This is a genomic window from Mucilaginibacter sp. GW822-FHT03E02, assembly GCF_058801545.1.
In genome coordinates this window covers 3,277,326-3,298,091 of sequence record NZ_JBXANJ010000001.1, presented here as the reverse complement: position 1 = coordinate 3,298,091, position 20,766 = coordinate 3,277,326, and the positions used below count along the sequence as shown (strand labels likewise).

The following is a 20,766-nucleotide window of genomic DNA, read 5'->3' as shown; positions in this document are numbered from 1 at the left end:
TACAATGCAAAACTATACCGGATTAGAAGTTGCCATCATAGGAATGGCAGGAAAGTTTCCTGGAGCTGGTAATATAAACGAGTTTTGGGAAAACATAAAAGGCGGTGTTGAATCAGTTGCTTTTTATACTGAGGACGAGTTGCTTGCAGGCGGCGTTGACAAACAAACACTAAGCAACCCGAATTACGTAAAGGCAAACGCGTATTTAAGCGGCAAGGAATTTTTTGATGCCGGTTTTTTTAATTACCGCCCCGAAGAGGCAAAGTTGATGGATCCTCAAATGCGCCTGTTTCACGAATGTGTATGGGAAGCGCTGGAGGATGCCGGCTGCAATCCACAGGATGTTAAAAATAAGATAGCGATTTTTGCCGGCTCTGCTACCAATGCAAATTGGGTTATATACTCCGAATTGATGAACCGCGAGGGCGGTGTTGATGACTTTACCCTTTCGCAGCTTAATAATGCGCGTTATGTTGCTTCAAAAGTAGCTTATTGCCTTGATTTTAAAGGTCCTGCGGTTTTGATGGATACTGCATGCTCATCATCCCTGGTAAGCATACAATATGCCTGCAAAAGTTTGCTTTTAGGCGATTGTAATATTGCCCTGGCAGGCGGCGTATCAGTAAACAATAAAGCTGCAGAAGGTTATTGGTATGCAGATGGTATGATCCTTTCAAAAGATGGCCACTGCCGCACATTTGATAATGAAGCAAGTGGTACGGTGGGCGGTGAAGGGTGTGCCGTAATAGTATTAAAATTATTAAAAAATGCGATTAAGGATAGGGATCATATTTGGGCTATAGTTAAAGGCGGTGGCATCAATAACGATGGGCATAATAAGGTTAGCTTCAGTGCGCCTTCGGTTGACGGCCAGACAGAAAGTATTTTGATGGCTCAAAAATGGGCAAAAGTAGAGCCGGAAAGTATATCCTATATTGAAACTCATGGCACGGCCACAAAATTAGGCGACCCCATAGAAGTTGAAGCCTTGAAACGGGCCTTCGGCAAAAGCGACAAAAAGTACTGCGCCTTAGGTTCTGTAAAATCAAACATCGGGCACCTGGACTCGGCTGCCGGTGGTGCAGGTATTATAAAAGCTGCTATGGCTTTAAAGCATAGGCAATTACCGCCTGCCATTAATTTCAGGCAGCTTAGTTCAAAAATCAATATTGATAACACCCCTTTCTACATTAATTGTCAATTAAAAAATTGGGATCGTGACGGGCATCCTTTAAGGGCCGGAGTAAGTTCCTTTGGCGTAGGCGGCACTAACGCGCACCTGATATTAGAAGAAGCTCCCGAGGCATCTCCTGCATCCGCAGGCAGGCAGCAGCAAATGATATTATTTTCTGCTAAAGACCACTGGGCTCTAAAGCAGAACATAGACAACTTTAAATCATATTTAGCTACTAACCCTAATGTATCTGTACCCGACATCGCTTACACATTGCAAACTGGCCGTGTGGCTTTTCCATATAGGGCAGGTTTTGTTTGTAGTTCCGATGCTGATTTAAGCACTTTGATTAATCAGGAAGATTTTAAATATACCGATTTGCCGGTTGCCGAAAGTGATAGGCCGGAATTGGTTTTTATGTTCCCCGGCCAGGGCGCGCAATATGTAAATATGTGTGCTGGCATTTATCATAACGAACTCTTTTTTAAAGAAAAAGTAGATGAATGTTTACAACTTATCCATAAGCAAACGGGAAAAAATTTAAAAGATATTTTATTTAGCCATAATGTTGATGAAAATGATATCAACGCTACGCAATTTACCCAACCACTACTTTTTACTGTTGAATACGCGCTTGCATCATTGCTTATTAATTGGGGTATTCGCCCTGATCGTATGATAGGGCATAGTCTTGGTGAGTATGTAGCGGCTTGTATCAGCGGTGTTTTTTCTTTAGAAGATGCATTGGTGCTTGTAACAAAAAGGGCTGAATTAATGCAAGAGGTTAAACCTGGGTCAATGCTTGGTGTTTCAATTTCGCCGGATGCTTTAAAAGTATTGTTAATCGATTTTCCGCAGCTGTCGATAGCCGCTGTTAACAGCGACAAACAATCCGTAGTAGCAGGAGAAAAACAAATCATCGCTGAATTTAAAACTTTTGCAGAACAACAAGGATTCTTAACACGGCCAATTCATACTTCGCATGCATTCCATTCGGGCATGATGGATGTAATACTCGAAAAATTTAAAGATCAGTTGCTGAAAGTTAATTTTAGCAAACCGGTAATTCCATTTATCTCCAACCTTACAGGTAAGACTGCCACAGCCGAAACGGTTACCGATCCGCGATATTGGGTAGCACATTTGCGGAACACTGTAAACTTTGCCGATGGTATAGAAACAGTTATGGAAAAGGGAAACACATTGTTTATTGAAGTTGGCCCTGGCCGAACATTGTGTACCAATGTGCGTAATAACAACAAATTTGGGCACAGGCACCAGGCATTTCAATTGGTGAAAACTGTTAAAGAAACAGAAACCGACTTATACTATTTGCATACAGGCATAACACAGCTTTGGTTAAATGGTATAGAACCAGATTGGACGGCATTTTATTCAGACGAAAAGAGAAATAAAGTTTCATTACCGGCATATTCATTTAAAAAGATCAGCTATCCTGCCGCGGTGGATGTACGTGGCATAATGTCGTCACTTCTCAATGGTGATAATGGGAACACCGCTGCCTCTGCCATAAGTAAATGGACAGAAAATCATAATGCATTAGCTGTCGGGGATGATCAGTTTACATTTACTGCAACACAAGATGACAAAGTTGTTTCGGAAACAGAGCAACAAATGCTTGAGTTGTGGCAGGCCTTTTTTGGTAAGGCAGCCATTACCATAAACGATAACTTTTTTGATTTAGGCGGCGACTCATTAAGGGCGACAACCTTAATTGCCCGTATTAACAAAAAATATCTTTTGAATTTATCTACCGGAGATATGTTTCAAAGCCCCACCATAAAAAAATTAGCCAATTGCATAAATACCGCGAAGAAAAGCACAGGCGACTTTGAAGATACAACTATTCAGCCAGCCGGGATAGCGGATTATTACCCGTTAAGTGCGGCTCAAAAGCGATTGTATTTTTTGTATGAACTTGACAGAACTTCATTAGCATACAATATGCTTACCGCGTTTGAATTAAAAGGCTCACTAAATAAGGAAAGGTTTGTTGCTGCACTGAATAACATTGTTGCAACACATGAAATTTTCCGTACCACTTTCGGAATTGTAAAACATGATGTAATTCAAAAAATAGCGCCGGTTTTAATACCGGATATGGAGCAATACAATGCTTCGGCGGCAGAGCTGAGCACGGTAGTCAAAAAATTTATGCGTCCTTTTGATTTGCATAACGGGCCTTTATTTAGGTTTGGACTAATAGAAGTAGCCGGTGACGAACATGTATTTGTTTTTGATACTCATCATATCATATCAGACGGTATATCGCAGGGGATTTTCATCCAGGAGCTTATCAAACTTTACGGCGGCAACCAAATCTCCGAACCAAAACTCCAATATAAAGATTATGCAAACTGGCAGCAAAATCAATTGAATTTATCTGACCAAAAGGCATTCTGGCTTAATGAGTTTTCAAACAACTACCCTGTATTGGAATTGCCGGTTGATTTTAAAAGGCCCGATTTTAAAAGCTATGAAGGAAGTACTTTAACTTTTGATATCCCAATCAATGAAGTGACCAGGCTTAAGAACCTGGCAGCTAATGAAGGAGTGACCGTTTACATGCTGATTCTCGCTATTTATAATATTTTACTGGGAAAATTAACTAACCAGGACGATATTATAATTGGCACTACGGTTTCGGGAAGACAAGACGCGGCTACCGAGAATATGCTGGGTATGTTTGTAAATACCCTGCCTGTACGCAATTTCCCGGTAAACGAGGTTGATTTTAAGACATTTTTGCAACAGGTAAAAACAAAAGTCTTGGCTTGTTTTAAAAATCAGTCCTATCAATATGAAGAATTGGTAGATGAACTGAAAGTAAAAAGAACTACAGATCGCAACCCGCTTTTTGACGTATTGTTTACTTATCAACGTTTAGATGAAGCTAAAGTTGAAGCTAACGGTTTGTTATTTAAACCCCATGCTACAACGCATGATTTGTCGCAATTTGATCTCACCCTTTGGGGGCTCGAAATTAATAATCAATTAACCTTCCGGATTGAATATTGTACAGCACTGTTTAAAACAGAATCGATTCGAAAATTTATCCTATACTTTAAAAATATATTAAGCGCTGTTTTGGCCGAACCTGCTATTGCCATTGGGAAAATAGCAATAGTGCAAGGCGAAGAACGCGCTAAGATATTGAATGAGTTCAATCAAACTAAAAGCAACTACGCCTATAACAGCACAATTCACAGCCTGTTTGAAAAAACTGCCGAAGCCTACCCGTATCAGCCGGCCGTAACTTTTGATGACAAGTCATTATCATACCAACAGCTTAATCAAAAGGCAAATCAAATTGCGCATACGCTTTATGCCGCTGGCGCGAGGCCCGGAGATGTGGTAGGGTTACTGCTTTCCCGCTCGCATGAATTAATAGTCGCGCTACTGGGAATACTAAAAGCAGGTTGTGCCTATTTACCCATCGACCCGGAATATCCGGCCGAACGAATCAAATACGTAGTTGACAATACCGCACTTAATTACGTGCTTACACAGCCCGAACTTAAAATTATATGCCATCAACTGGGTTCTGATTTACAAATTATAGATGTTACAAATGAGGCTTTAAATTATCAGCCGGTAACAAATCCTTCAATTATAATTTCTCCACAGTCACTTGCCTATGTGATATATACTTCGGGTTCTACAGGTTTACCAAAAGGAGTAATGATTACACACAATAATGTGGTAAACTTTATCCATGGCATCTTAGAAAAAATACCATTTAAAACAGGCGACACCATTTTGTGCCTTACAACAGTATCGTTCGACATTTTTGTTTTGGAAACTTTGTTGCCTTTAGCAACAGGTTTGCAAGTAGTAATGGCAAGCGCCGACGATCAGCGCGACGCCATGGCATTGGAATGCCTTATTACAGATAAAAAGATTAATATGCTGCAAATGACACCTTCACATCTAAGGATGTTACTATCTGGTGGTGATGGTGAAACAGTATTAAAGAAAGTAAAGGCGCTAATGATTGGCGGCGAAGCGTTTCCTGCAGACTTACTTAACGAAGTACAAGAAATTTATTCGGGCGAAATTTATAATATGTATGGGCCAACCGAAACTACAGTATGGTCTACAGTGCAAAATTTAACTGGAGCGGCTGTTGTTGACATTGGAAAACCAATAAGTAACACTGTTATTCGCATACTTAACGACGGGTTGCAGTTACAACCTATTGGTATACCAGGAGAATTATATATTGGAGGCGATGGCGTGAGTCGCGGGTATTGGAACAATGTACCGTTAACCCAGGAGCGTTATATTGTCGATCCTTACAGTCAGGATTCAAAACTTTACCGTACAGGCGATATAGCCAGATGGCTTCCCGACGGCAATATAGAATGCCTGGGCCGAGCAGATAACCAGGTTAAGCTTCGAGGCTTCCGGATAGAACTGGGAGAAATTGAAAGCAAACTGGCAAAATTTGAAGGCATAGAAGAAGCGGTTGTATTATTAAAGATAACCGACGGCGAAGCCTATCTTGTAGGCTACTATCGGGGAGAAGAAACAATTGACGTTGCCGACCTGCGTGACCATTTGTTAGATTGCTTGCCAAACTATATGGTTCCTTTGGTTTACAAGCGACTTGATTCATTTCCGATGACCCCTAATGGGAAGCTCGATCGGAAGTCTTTTCCCGATCCGGAACCACAGCTATCAGAAATAGATTTTAAAGCGCCTGGAAATTCAACCGAATTGACTTTAACTGAGCTTTGGGCCGAAGTTTTAAAGCTGGATAATACATCAATAAGCATCAATCAAAACTTTTTTGACCTTGGCGGCCATTCGCTTCGTGCAATGGTGCTCATTAATAAAATCAATCAGCTTTTTAATATCGAACTACCACTAAGGGTGCTTTTTGATAAACAAACGATTGAAAATCTGGCCGACTATATCATAGCTGCCGGCTTATCAGATAACAATATAATGTTTAATGAACAGGTAATTGAAATTGCAATATGAAAGCAGACGAGTTTATAACCTGGCTAAGAAAAGAGCAAAAAATTGTGCTTCATGCCGAAAATGGAGAGCTTAAAATAAAAGGCAATCCACAATCGCTTACCCCTCAAATTATTGAGCAAGTTAAATTGCGCAAAGCTGAGGTGCTTGATTTTTTTGCATCAGTGAAGCCTTTGCCTGAACAAACTATTCCGACGGCGGCGCTTAAAGTTGCGTATGATTTATCAGCTGCTCAAAAGCGTATATTTCATGCTTGTCAACTCCATAAAAATTCAACAGCATATAACATAACTACCGGGATAGAACTATTTGGGAAAGTAAATGAAGATAAGCTAACAACCGCATTTAAGCACTTAATTGACCGCCATGAAAGTTTGCGGACAAGCTTTGAACTTACAGATGACGGCCCGGTGCAAAAGGTTGCAACACGGGTAGATTTTTCAATCTCAGGCTATTCGGCCGCAGGGAAAACTACTCCGGATATCATAAATGATTTTGTTCGCCCGTTCAACCTGGTTGAAGATCCATTGATTAGAGTCGGGTTATTTGAAATTAGTGAGGAGCACTTCATCCTTATTGTTGATTTGCATCACATTATCGCCGACGGCTCCTCAGTTCATATTTTGATAAATGAATTGATGGTTCTATATACAGGTAATGCGTTGCCACAAATTACATTGCAATACAAAGATTTTGCAGAATGGCAGCAAACCGCCGATCGGCAGCAAAAAAAGTTTTTACAAAAAGAATTTTGGCTGAGTGAATTTTCAGGTAACATTGAACCTTTGCAATTGCCCCTGGATTTTGAATATCCTGTTGTAAAAACTTATGAAGGCAATGCCGTTGAATTTGAACTGGACAATTCAACAATCACAAAATTAAAAGATCTGGCTACTAACGGAGGCGTAACATTATATCACCTTTACCTGGCTATCTACAACATATTTATTGCAAAACTCGGCGGCCAGGAAACGGTGGTTATCGGCAGCTCAAACGCCGGAAGAAACCATGCCGAGCTACAAAATATTGTCGGAATGTTTGTTAATACGCTTCCGATCAAAAACTCAGTGAAAGGTGATTTCACTTTTCGCGAATTCCTGGGCAATGTTAAGGAAAAGACCTTAAAAGTGTTGGAAAACCAGGAATACAGTTATGCAGATTTGCTAACCGATTTGAAAATAGAAAGAGATCCGGCAAGAAATCCATTGTTTGATGTGGTTTTTGAATACCAAAACAGTGGCGAAAATGAATTTCAACTTCCCGGTGTACGCTTAAAGCCACTTAATTTAAAGAGCAACACTTCTAAGTTCGATCTTACATTGGTAGTAGTAGATGGTGCTGAAAAAACAGCATTCCAATTTCAGTATGCTACTGAACTGTTTACAGCGGAGACAATAAATAGATTTATCAGTTTCTTTAAAAATATTGTGAGTGTTGTTTCGGATTCGCCGGCGTGTTTATTATCGAACATTGATTTGATGAGTGCAGCGGAATCGGCTTCGCTTGTGAAAGAATTCAACGACACATCGGTTTGGTACGATACAAAAGCGACACTTGTATCGGTATTTGAGCGGCAGGCATTATTAAGCCCGGGATCGTTGGCAGTAGGTTATACCGGGGGCTCGTTGAGTTATGGAGATTTGGATAATGTTTCCCGTCAGATAGGGCTTTATTTACAGCAATATCATGGGATAGGAGAAGGCGACTTGGTAGGCGTACTACTGGGGCGTGAGTCAAGCCTTCTTCCTGTGATCTTTGGAATATTACGCTGCGGCGCAGCGTATGTACCTATAGATGTAAATGCGCCCTGGGCGCGGCAGCAGGCCGTACTATCAGATGCAGAGCTGCGCGTGGTAATAGGCCGCAGCAATAGCAATCCGGAACTTTTGGACGACAAACGGTTACTGGAAGCAGAAGTGCTGATGTCGGCCATAGCAGGCTACCCTTTAAAAGGCGAATTGCCTGTAGTAGACAGCCATAGCCTTGCTTATGTAATATATACCTCGGGTACTACCGGCAGGCCTAAAGGAGTAATGATAGAACACCATTCGGTAATAAACCGGCTGATGTGGATGCAAAAGAACTATCCGCTGGATAGCGGGGACATTATCCTGCAGAAGACACCAGTGATTTTTGACGTATCGGTATGGGAATTGTTTTGGTGGTCTTTTGTAGGGGCATCCGTATACCTGCTGAACCCTGATGGAGAAAAAGACCCTGCAGAGATCATCGGTGCGATATCAGCTCAGGGCATCACCACGATGCACTTTGTGCCATCGATGCTAAGTCCATTTTTGGAATATGCAGAACAGGAAGATTTACCAGGCAAACTGGTTAGCCTAAAGCAGGTTTTTGCCAGCGGCGAAGCGCTCCCTGCGGCGCAGGTAAACAGTTTTGGCCGATTGCTACGCGCTCAGGGCACCAGGCTCATTAATTTATACGGGCCCACAGAAGCAACTGTGGACGTATCCTATTATGAATGTGACCTGAGCGGGTTAACAACCCGGGTACCAATTGGCAAACCGATAGACAATACCCGGTTGTATGTACTCAACGGGCAGGGCCAGCTTTGCCCTGTAGGTATGGCAGGCGAGCTGTGTATAGCGGGTGTAGGGTTAGCCCGTGGTTACCTGAATAACGCAGCATTAACAGCAGAAAAATTCACCTCAAATCCGATAGACAATGATGAGCGGATTTACCGTACAGGCGATCTGGTACGCTGGCAGGCAGATGGCAACATAGAATACCTTGGGCGTATGGACCACCAGGTAAAGCTACGTGGTTTACGGATCGAGTTGGGTGATATAGAGAGCCATTTAGGCAATTACGGGGGTATTAGTGCGTGCGTGGTAAGCAAAGTACAGGACAGCAGTGGCCCCTACCTGGCGGCATACTATACGAGCCAGTCGGCGATAGATGAAGAACAGCTACCGGTATATCTGGGGGGCTTATTACCGGGTTATATGATACCGGGGGTATATATAAGGTTAGAGGCGATGCCCTTAACGTCGACAGGGAAACTGGACCGGAAGTGTCTTCCGGTACCAGCAGAGCGTAGTGGCGGCGGACATGGCCCGGACTCTGGGCAATCACCGGAAGGCGAACGCGAGCAGCTGCTGGCGGGCATCTGGAGCCAGGTACTTGGCGTTACAGCGCCGGGCAGGCATGACGACTTTTTCATATCAGGAGGCGACTCGATCAAATCGATACAGATCATCTCCCGCCTGCAGCGGTCAGGCTACCGGCTTACGGTAAAAGACATATTTGCATTCCGTACGATCTCGCGGTTAGCGGGCATACTGGAACCGGTTGCTACAGGCAACCCGGTGAGCCAGGAAATAGTAAGCGGCGCGGTAGCATTAAGCCCTGTACAACGGTGGTTTTTTGCATCGGGGATCAAAAAGAAGGAACAATTTAACCAATCGGTGCTGCTGGATTTCCCGGGCGGCCTGGAACGCGTCGCGGTTGATCGCGTTTTCAGGAAGCTGGCCGAACACCACGATGTGTTGCGGATGCGCTTTGAGCCGTTAGAAGGACCGGCGGGCGTATGGCAACAACATTGCCGGGAAACAGCAGCTCCTTTGGAGATAGAGGAACACGATTTAAGGGGCCTGACGGCGGATGCAGTAACCGCCGCGATGGAAACAGCGGGCACGGCGCTGCAATCAGGGATAGAGCTGGAAAGCGGCTCGCTGCTCAGGCTTGGCCTTTACCACCAGGCAGACGGCAGCCAGCTGCTGATAGCGATCCACCACCTGGTAGTAGACGGGATCTCCTGGCGGATCCTTTTTGAAGACATAGAAACACTATATAGCCAATACCTTGAAGGGGCAGTATTAACGCTTCCCGCCAAAACAGACTCCTACCAGCGCTGGAGCGCGTCCCAGGAGTCACGTATAGGAACAGCAGGCTATGAGCAGAACAAAGCCTACTGGGAATACAACCAGCCCCAGGCAGTTTTAACCCTGCCGGGCCTGTTACAGGCCGCCGGCGGGGAAGCACAAGCGGTAGATACACTGGAGCACGCCTCAGCGCAAAGCTTTAAGCTGAATGCCGGCGAAACAGCGGCCCTGCTGGGGCCTGTTCATGGCAAACTGGGCACAGCGGTAAATGACCTGCTGCTGAGTGGGCTGATGCTGGCCTTAGAAAGCAGCTTCGGCAGCAAAGAGCTGTGGATAGATATGGAAGGTCATGGGCGTGAAGACACAGAACCAGGGCTTGACATCAGCCGTACAGTAGGTTGGTTTACCAGCATATACCCGGTACAGTTAAAAGTAAGCGAAGGAAGCCTGCTGGACAAAGTACGGCAGATCAAATCGCAGCTCCGGGCAGTACCGCGTGGCGGGCAGGACTACCTGTTATACCGTTACGGAGAGCAGGGGCCAACACAACAGCATAACAGCAGCAACAAACCGAAAGTAAGTTTCAATTACCTGGGGCAGTTTGATGCAGATACACAAAACGAGCACTACGGGATGAGCAGCCTGCCCCGTGGCGAAGAGATATCGAAAGAAGAAAACCGGCTGTATGACTGGGAGATTTCGGGCCTGGTAAGCGGCGGGGAGCTGGAACTAAGCCTGCGTTACGGCAGCAAACATTACGATGGAGCAGCATTAACAGGGCTGATGGAATCCTACCGCCGGTGGTTACAGGAACTGATCAGCGCGGCGGCAGGGTATGAAGGCCCGCGGCTGCTAAGCCCGGCAGAGCTGAGCTACGGAGGACTATCCATGTCGCAGCTGGCCCAGCTGGAAGAGCGCTATGCGGTAGAAGACGTTTACGAGCTGTCGCCTATGCAGGAAGGCATGCTGTTTCACGCGCTGATGGACAGCAGTTCAAGCAACTACTTTGAACAGATGCGGCTGAAGATAAGCGGCGCGCTGAATATAGATGCGATACAACAAAGCATGAATACGCTTGCCGACCGCTATGCCGTATTGCGGACACTGTTTGTACATGAAGGCTATGATCGGCCGCTGCAGGTAGTATTGACAAGCGGCACGATAAGGGTAACAGAAGAAGACCTGAGGGGGCTTAGCCCGGAGGAACAGGCGAGGTATGTATCCAACTGGCAGGCAGCAGACAAGGCCCAAGGCTTTGACCTGTTTTCGCCCGGGGGGCAGATGCGCCTGGGGGTACTGCAACTTTCGGAAAACAGCTATGAACTGATCTGGAGCCACCACCACATCCTGATGGACGGCTGGTGCATGGGGATTATTCTGAACGAGTTCAGGCAATTATATAGCAGCAATGTAAAAGGGAAAACACTATCGCTGCCATCAACCGAACCCTATTCGGGCTATATTAACTGGCTGCAGCAACAGGATACCCGTTCGGCGCTGGGGTACTGGCGCGACTACCTGCAGGATTATGCAGGGGGGCATCAGCTACCGGTACGGCGTGCTGCCGACCAGGATCAGGCATACCGGCAGGGCAGCAGGGAACTGGAATTGTCGGCAGGTCAAACCAGGCGGCTAACAGCCTTGTGCGGCCGTTTGGGTATCACGTTAAGCACGCTGCTGCAGGGCGCCTGGGGCTTGCTGCTGGGCAGGTACTATGGCGAACAGGACGTCGTGTTCGGTTCGGTGGTATCCGGCCGTGGGGCACCGGTCCAGGGCATCGAGACGATGATAGGGCTGATGATCAATACGATCCCGGTTCGGGTACAGGCGTCAGGAGATATCACAGTAAGCGAGCTGTTACAGGATCTACAGGAAAAGGCGCTGGCATCAGAAGCCTACCATCATTGCCCGCTGGCCCATATCCAATCCCTTACCAAAGCAGGGAACCAGCTTTTTGACCACCTGATGGTATTTGAAAACTTCCCTCTCGAAATTGATCAAAATGATAAGTCGATAGGAGAAGAATATGATTACGTTGTAAAAGAAATCGAATTATTTGAGCGTACTAACTATGCTTTTAACTTAATGGTGTTTCCTGGCGAAACAATTAAAATAAAAGCGCAATACGATGAAAATACTTGCGACCTTATATTGGTAAAGCAACTGTTATCCCAATTAAGATATATAATTGAACAGTTTTCGGTATCACCGGATTGCTTATTGTCAGACATTGATTTGATGAGTGCATCGGAATCGGCTTCACTTGTGAAAGAATTCAACGACACATCGGTTTGGTACGATACAAAAGCGACACTTGTATCGGTATTTGAGCGGCAGGCATTATTAAGCCCGGGATCGTTGGCAGTAGGTTATACCGGGGGCTCGTTGAGTTATGGAGATTTGGATAATGTTTCCCGTCAGATAGGGCTTTATTTACAGCAATATCATGGGATAGGAGAAGGCGACTTGGTAGGCGTACTACTGGGGCGTGAGTCCAGCCTTCTTCCTGTGATCTTTGGAATATTACGCAGCGGCGCAGCGTATGTACCTATAGATGTAAATGCGCCCTGGGCGCGGCAGCAGGCCGTACTATCAGATGCAGAGCTGCGCGTGGTAATAGGCCGCAGCAATAGCAATCCGGAACTTTTGGACGACAAACGGTTACTGGAAGCAGAAGTGCTGATGTCGGCCATAGCAGGCTACCCTTTAAAAGGCGAATTGCCTGTAGTAGACAGCCATAGCCTTGCTTATGTAATATATACCTCGGGTACTACCGGCAGGCCTAAAGGAGTAATGATAGAACACCATTCGGTAATAAACCGGCTGATGTGGATGCAAAAGAACTATCCGCTGGATAGCGGGGACATTATCCTGCAGAAGACACCAGTGATTTTTGACGTATCGGTATGGGAATTGTTTTGGTGGTCTTTTGTAGGGGCATCCGTATACCTGCTGAACCCTGATGGAGAAAAAGACCCTGCAGAGATCATCGGTGCGATATCAGCTCAGGGCATCACCACGATGCACTTTGTGCCATCGATGCTAAGTCCATTTTTGGAATATGCAGAACAGGAAGATTTACCAGGCAAACTGGTTAGCCTAAAGCAGGTTTTTGCCAGCGGCGAAGCGCTCCCTGCGGCGCAGGTAAACAGTTTTGGCCGATTGCTACGCGCTCAGGGCACCAGGCTCATTAATTTATACGGGCCCACAGAAGCAACTGTGGACGTATCCTATTATGAATGTGACCTGAGCGGGTTAACAACCCGGGTACCAATTGGCAAACCGATAGACAATACCCGGTTGTATGTACTCAACGGGCAGGGCCAGCTTTGCCCTGTAGGTATGGCAGGCGAGCTGTGTATAGCGGGTGTAGGGTTAGCCCGTGGTTACCTGAATAACGCAGCATTAACAGCAGAAAAATTCACCTCAAATCCGATAGACAATGATGAGCGGATTTACCGTACAGGCGATCTGGTACGCTGGCAGGCAGATGGCAACATAGAATACCTTGGGCGTATGGACCACCAGGTAAAGCTACGTGGTTTACGGATCGAGTTGGGTGATATAGAGAGCCATTTAGGCAATTACGGGGGTATTAGTGCGTGCGTGGTAAGCAAAGTACAGGACAGCAGTGGCCCCTACCTGGCGGCATACTATACGAGCCAGTCGGCGATAGATGAAGAACAGCTACCGGTATATCTGGGGGGCTTATTACCGGGTTATATGATACCGGGGGTATATATAAGGTTAGAGGCGATGCCCTTAACGTCGACAGGGAAACTGGACCGGAAGTGTCTTCCGGTACCAGCAGAGCGTAGTGGCGGCGGACATGGCCCGGACTCTGGGCAATCACCGGAAGGCGAACGCGAGCAGTTGCTGGCGGGCATCTGGAGCCAGGTACTTGGCGTTACAGCAGAGATTATTGGCGTTGATGATAACTTCTTTACGTTGGGCGGCCATTCCATAAAAGCGATCCAACTTATTAACGAGATATACAAAAGTTTCGCTGTGCGGGTAAAGTTAAGTGAGGTTTTTAATAATCCTAATATAAGGCAACAAGCAGCATTAATAACCAAAAGCCCCGGGCACAAAAATAGCACACTTAAAAAGGTGGAGAACAAGGACTATTATCCAATCTCCTCTGCGCAGGAACGCCTGTTTTACGAGTATCTGCAAAATACCGAAAGCCTTTCATATAATATTTCCAGTGCTTTTAAACTTGAAGGACAGGTAGACAAAATCAGATTAAAACATTCGTTTCAAACCTTGGTTAACCGGCACGAAAGCTTACGTACCTGTTTCACATTTTCAGAAACTGGCTTTGCAGCAATGATTAAGCCAGCTATTGAAATGGAGTTAATTGAAATTGATGAAGAGGCCTTTGAAAGTGTAAGCCAGGCATTCAGCAGTTTTGTACGGCCATTTAATTTGTATGAAGCACCATTAATGCGGTATGGCTTATTAACAGGAGCAAAGTTTGGTAATATTTTATTTATAGACGTTCATCACATTATTTGTGACGGCCTTTCATTGAATATACTAATTAATGATTTTATAAAAATTTATAAGGGAGAGTTGTTAACGCCGCTTAACCTAAGGTATGTTGATTACGCAGCCTGGCAAAAGGAAGCGGTGAAAAACATACCGGAACAAGTAAGTTTTTGGGAGCAAAAATTAGCAGGAAAACTGCAAAAGCTTGATTTGCCTCAGGTGCAATGCGAAGGATATGAGCATATAAATGAAGCTTCAGTAATTGAACTGGTAATAGATGGCGATTTATATAGCACACTTAAATTATATAATACAAAAGCCGGTGTTTCAGACTTTATGTTGTTGCTATCTGTTTATTATATTTTACTGTCAAAAATTGCAGGTGCCACCGATATAATAATAGGTACAGATGTTGTTGGCAGAACCCATCCGGAATTAAATGATATTGTAGGGACATTTGTTAATATCCTACCACTTAGAGTTGAGGTTGATCCATGCTACAGTTTTGATGAGTTTTTACAAAAGGTAAAATCATGCGTATTGCTGGCTTTTGAAAATCAAGATTTTCAATATGATGAAATGGTTGCAATGCTTAATAAAAATGGTGCAAGTGCTTATAAATCAATTATTGACGTGCATTTTGCTTTCGCAAATTACATTCAAGATACCAAAGAAATAGAGGGTGTTAAAATTTCGCCCATAAAGTTAAGTGATTCAAAAACCACGCAGTATAGCTTTAAAATTGAAGTGTTTGAGAACGATGGCAGGATGACCATTCAGTTTATTTATAGCAAAGCGTTATACAGTGCCGACACAATATTGATGTTAAGCGATTATTATAAAAATATTCTGATAAACATCATTGCTAATGGTACGGTTCTAATTGACGACATTGAACTTGATGCCGAACAAATAAGCTGTGAACCAATACAGCTTTAAGCTGCATAGCGCCCAGCTTTTATTCCTCTAAACAGTATCTTAAAAAGATGCAGCGTTTATAACGGGCTTTGTATTAAATCAACATTATTAACTAACAATATTAAATTAAACACACAACTTATGTGCGGTATTTGCGGATTTATAAATTTCGCCGGTAATGTATCCGGCGAAGACAGACATATTGTTCAAAAAATGAATAGCAAACTTCTTCATCGCGGTCCCGATGAACAAAATGTTATGCTTTTTAATAATGTAGCATTAGGTTTTACGAGGCTAAGCATTATTGGTTTAGGAAATGGAATGCAGCCTATTAGCAATGAAGATAACAGCCTTGTTGTTCTTTGTAATGGCGAAATATTTAATTATATAGAACTGAAAGAAGAATTGCGTCAAAAGGGGCACATTTTTAAAACAGAATCAGACGTAGAGGTTATTGTACATCTTTACGAAGAGTACGGAATCCGGTTCATCAATAAAATGAACGGTCAGTTTGCCTTTGTTCTCCACGATAAAAAAAGGAATACCATGTACTGTGTAAGGGATCAAATGGGTATCATTCCGCTATTTTACACCTTTACAAATAATACTTTCGTTTTTGGTTCAGAAATAAAAGCAATCCTGGCACATCCCCTTGTTAGCAAGCAGGTAGATTTAGTTGGGTTAGACCAGGTTATGACATTTGCGGGCTTAATAAGCCCCCGGACCATGTTCAAAAACATAAATAGCCTGGAAAACGGGCACTACCTTACAATTTTACCTAACGGGCAGCATACAAACACTGAATATTGGGATTTAAATTATCCCAAGGGCACCATTGATATGGGTGGCAGAACAGAAGACGATTACATTGATGAGTTAGAAGACCTGTTTGAAAAGGCAATAAAACTACGGTTGCGCGCCGATGTCCCTACGGGACTTTACTTAAGTGGCGGCCTGGATTCATCAATGATCACTATGAAAACCAGCCAGTTGCAGCCAGGCATTTCAAAAGAGGCATTTTCAATTGATTTTATTGAATCGCAACACTCAGAATCGGTTTATCAAAAACTTATCGCTAAGGAAAGTAATTCAAACCTAAATCAAAAAACCTTTCTGTATGAAGATATTATAAACAGGCTACAGCAATCAATTTATTACAGCGAATGCCCTATTAAAGAAACATATAATACAGCCTCTTTATGTTTATCCGAAGCTGTAAGAGCCAAAGGGCTAAAAGTGATACTATCAGGCGAGGGCGCTGATGAGTTTTTTGCAGGGTACGTTGGTTATCGTTTTGATAAAATGAGGGAAATGAACGTTATTCAAAACTTTGCCCAAAAAGATGAATTGGCGTTACGTGAGAAGCTATGGGGCGACAGCTCATTTTTTTATGAACGCAATTTTTTGGAATACGACCAAATTAAAAAGAGCCTTTACTCGCAGGATTTGAATGCTTCATTTGACCAGATTAATTGCCTCAATCATCCTGTTATCGATAAAAATAAGGTTCAGGACCTGGATATATTAAACAAACGGGCTTACATAGATTATAAGATAAGACTCGTAGATCATTTGGTGTCAGATCATGGCGACAGGATGGCAATGGCAAATTCTGTAGAAGTGAGATATCCGTTTTTGGATAAAGATTTGATCGATTTTTCTACCCGCATACCATCTGATCTTAAGTTAAACGAATTCACCGAAAAATACATTTTAAAAAAGATGGCAAGCCGGTTTGTGCCCAAACAGGTATTCGACAGGGAAAAATTTCACTTTATCGCTCCGGGTAGTCCTTATCTGCTCCAGAAAAAAACGGAGTATGTAATGGATATTCTTTCTTATGACCGAATTAAAAGAGAAGGTTTTTTTAACCCAGATGAAGTTGAAAGACTTAAAAAAATATACATGCGGGATGGCTTTACAATTAACGCGCCTTACGAAAATGATATGCTAATTGTGGTCATCACCTTTGGGATCTTTTTAGATAAGTTTTTTAACTAACACCGGGAGCCGTCTGAAGCTCTTTGTGAGTGATTTCATCAACTATAGTTTAAATAAATATTAATCCTATTTATCACATCATTATGAATTTTAATACTATTCAAAATCAATTACTTAATAGCTTTGCTATAAATGCAAACAGGGTTGCTATTGAACACGATAATCAAAAGATTTTGTATGCCGAATTGCAGCAAAAAGCAAATTCAATTACCATATTTCTGGTAAACCAACACTTGCCAAAGGGCACCTTTATTGGTATATCGCTGTTTAATCGTGAAGATATTATTGCTTCAATGATCGGCGTTATGAATGCCGGCCATGTTTTTGTGCCAATTGACGGAACTCAGCCTCAAACACGCCTGGGGGCTATTGTAAACGACACTAATCTTGAACATTTAATTTCTTGTGCGGCAATACAGTACAATAAATTTAATGCCATTAAGCATGTTTACTTGTTGGATGATATTGCATTGAATATAGCCCCTGACGATAATGTTGAGCAGCCTCATTTTGATGCCAATGATAGCATTTATGTATACTTTACTTCTGGCACAACAGGTAAACCCAAAGGCATAATTGGTAAAAACAGCAGTTTACAGCATTTTTTAAATTGGGAAATTAATGAGTTTAGTATTACCGGTAAAGACAAATTCAGTCAATTTATTAGTCCTTATTTTGATGCTTTTTTAAGAGATGTTTTTGTTCCGTTATTAACGGGTGCAACTATTTGTATCCCGCCGGCATCGGAATCATTTTTCTCTCCCGAGAATATAGGTGATTGGATCGAGAGCTCAAATATTACAGTTATCCATTGCGTACCAAGCCTTTTTCGCAGCATAAATACACCGGATGTTCACAACAATAGTTTCACCAGTTTAAAATATGTGCTCTTATCAGGAGAGCGTATTGTGCCTGAAGAACTAACGCATTGGTTTAATGTGTTGGGCAACAGGGTGCAGCTGGTGAATTTATATGGGGCGTCAGAAACAACTATGATCCGTTCTTTTCACAGAATTCAAGCAGAAGACGTTAAGCAAAAACGTATTCCTATCGGAAGGCCAATCGCCGATTCGGAGCTACTTATATTAAAGGAAGACCTTAAACCCTGTAGTACATTAATTACGGGAGAAATTTATATCGTTTCTGACTACATGACCAAAGGATATCTTAATGATCCGGAGCTGAATAGCAAAAAGTTTGTAAAAATTACGCTGCCATCAAAAAAAGAAGTTGTCGCTTTTAAAACAGGCGATAAGGCAAGAATCCTGGCCAGCGGCGTTGTCGATTTAATTGGCCGCGAAGACCGGCAGATTAAGTTACGTGGAATACGAATTGAACTTGATGAAGTAGAAGCTTTGCTTAGGCAATCCAATTTGTTAAAGGACGTAATTGTAACATCAACTGTAGAAGAAAATCATGATCAATCATTAATTGCTTTTGTAATAAAAAATGAAGCCGGATTACCGAACGATCAGTTATTAACTGCGTTGGAAGATTATAACAAACAATACATTTCTTCCTATATGGTACCTTCAAAAATAGTTGTGCTTGAGGCCTTTCCCCTTTTGAGTAACGGAAAAATTAATTACAAACAACTATCCGATTATAAAGACGACGTGGCGCTTGTTGGGCCACAAGGTGAAATTGAAATAAAGTTGTTAGCCATTTGGAAAGAATTACTTGGCGACAAGGCTATCTCTGCAGATGCAGCTTTTAATAGCCTGGGCGGAAGCTCGTTAACCATTATGAGATTGATTGCTAAAATTTACAAAGAATTTGACGTAAGGATAGGTCTGAACGAGTTATTTAAAAACATGACTATTCAGAAACAGGCCGTTTTTATCGCGGCCTCTAAAAAGGACGATAGTTTCACAATATCCGCTGCACCATTAGCGTCAGCTTATCATTTATCGGCAGCGCAGGAACGAATTTATTATAACTATACTTTAAACCCGGCAAGCACAGCATATAATTTGCCTATGGCCTGGGAGTTAAAAGGTAACATCGATATAGGGCAAATAAAAGAAGCATTAAACGGTTTAATACAACGGCACGAAAGCTTACGCACAACATTTATAGTTGAGCGGGGCGAACTGTTACAGATAATTGCCGATAAGGCGGATGCAATTATTGAGAAAATAGTTAGTAACGATGAAAACCCTGCTGAAGCTATTAATTCCTTTATAAGGCCGTTTGATCTTACATCAGGGCCACTGCTTCGTTGCGGTATAATTATGTCGGCCTCGGGTAGTAACATTTTGGTAATGGATATACACCATATCGTATGTGATGGCATATCACAAACCTTGCTGTATGCAGATTTCTTAAAAATATATAACGGTGAGCTTTTGCAGCCACTCAATATTCAATATAAAGATTATGCCGAATGGGAGTTTAACATCAAAAAAGCGCACAGCTATATTGCCCTTAGGGAATTTTGGCTAAAAGAATTTGAAACACAGGTGCCTGCCCTTAATTTTCCCTGCAATTTTGAACATAACGAGGATGATAGCAAAGGCGGCGGCAACGTAATATTCAGTATAAGCAAACAAACTTACCAGCCGCTTTTTAATTTTTTGAAAGAGAATGGTATAAGTACTTTTTTAGGCCATTTTGCCATATTTAATATATTTCTGTCGCAACTAACGGGGCAGGATGATATTGTGATTGGTGTTAATACCGCCGGCCGTATACAAGACGAGGTTGACAGGGTTATCGGCATGTTTGTAAAAACTTTACCGATAAGAAATAAAATAAATACCGATTCTACATTTAAAAGCTTCGTGCAGAAAGTGCATAACCACTTTTTAAAAGCAAGCAGCAAGCAATTATATGACCTTGCTGATATTGTAAGCGAACTAAATAAAAGCAAAGCCAATGTTATCAGAGATTTGTTTGAAACCATGTTTGTTTTTCAGAACTATGAAAGGGAATTGGTTAAAACAGATGGTTTGCAATTTGTTCAGCATGAGTTTGAAAACAAAACATTCAAGTATCCAATTACGCTATTTTGTAATGAAGGGGAAGATGCATTCCATTTTAGATTAGAATATGCATCAAAATATTTTACAAAATCTGACGCTGAATTTATTGCAACCCAGTTTGAAGAAATTACGCATAAAATCACGATTAATCCGGAAGCACTTATCAATGAATATTTCGATATAGATTTAGTCCAGGCAGATAAAGAAATAAATACTCCTCAAGTACATCAATTTAGCTTTTGATTGTTGTCGGTAACAATAATTTCCTTTCAAAATTTACAAATTTTATCCAGGCTGTTTTCAAAATTCAGCATGCGGCAAAGCTGTTGCTGCCTTAAAATAAGATCTTATT

At 42.6% G+C, this 20,766-nt stretch carries 4 protein-coding genes; all 4 read left to right on the top strand.

Annotated elements, in window-relative coordinates; all coding sequences use genetic code 11:
* The first annotated feature begins 4 nt into the window (after nucleotides 1–4).
* The 4 genes from AC1RM2_RS13700 to AC1RM2_RS13685 all read left to right on the top strand — a co-directional run bounded on the left by AC1RM2_RS13700 (nucleotide 5) and on the right by AC1RM2_RS13685 (nucleotide 20,657).
* Nucleotides 5–6,181, top strand: coding sequence for an amino acid adenylation domain-containing protein (locus AC1RM2_RS13700; RefSeq protein ID WP_492985622.1), 6,177 nt, complete (start codon nucleotides 5–7; stop codon nucleotides 6,179–6,181).
* Nucleotides 6,178–15,450 (top strand): amino acid adenylation domain-containing protein, encoded by a 9,273-nt coding sequence (locus AC1RM2_RS13695; protein WP_492985621.1) that lies wholly within the window; start codon nucleotides 6,178–6,180, stop codon nucleotides 15,448–15,450. Before AC1RM2_RS13700 ends, AC1RM2_RS13695 begins: the two co-directional genes overlap by 4 nt.
* 120 nt (nucleotides 15,451–15,570) lie before the next feature.
* On the top strand, nucleotides 15,571–17,430 hold the full coding sequence (asnB, locus tag AC1RM2_RS13690; RefSeq protein ID WP_492985620.1) for an asparagine synthase (glutamine-hydrolyzing): 1,860 nt from the start codon (nucleotides 15,571–15,573) through the stop codon (nucleotides 17,428–17,430).
* Nucleotides 17,431–17,513: 83 nt separating this feature from the next.
* Entirely contained in the window at nucleotides 17,514–20,657 is a 3,144-nt protein-coding gene (locus tag AC1RM2_RS13685; protein WP_492985619.1) for an amino acid adenylation domain-containing protein, read from the top strand.
* Nucleotides 20,658–20,766: the final 109 nt, after the last annotated feature.

What these genes read in the sequence shown, in the direction of transcription:
- AC1RM2_RS13700 (WP_492985622.1), top strand. Translation starts at nt 5, where the DNA reads ATGCAAAACTATACCGGATTAGAAGTTGCCATCATAGGAATGGCAGGA.
- asnB (WP_492985620.1), top strand. Translation starts at nt 15,571, where the DNA reads ATGTGCGGTATTTGCGGATTTATAAATTTCGCCGGTAATGTATCCGGC.
- AC1RM2_RS13695 (WP_492985621.1), top strand. Translation starts at nt 6,178, where the DNA reads ATGAAAGCAGACGAGTTTATAACCTGGCTAAGAAAAGAGCAAAAAATT.
- AC1RM2_RS13685 (WP_492985619.1), top strand. Translation starts at nt 17,514, where the DNA reads ATGAATTTTAATACTATTCAAAATCAATTACTTAATAGCTTTGCTATA.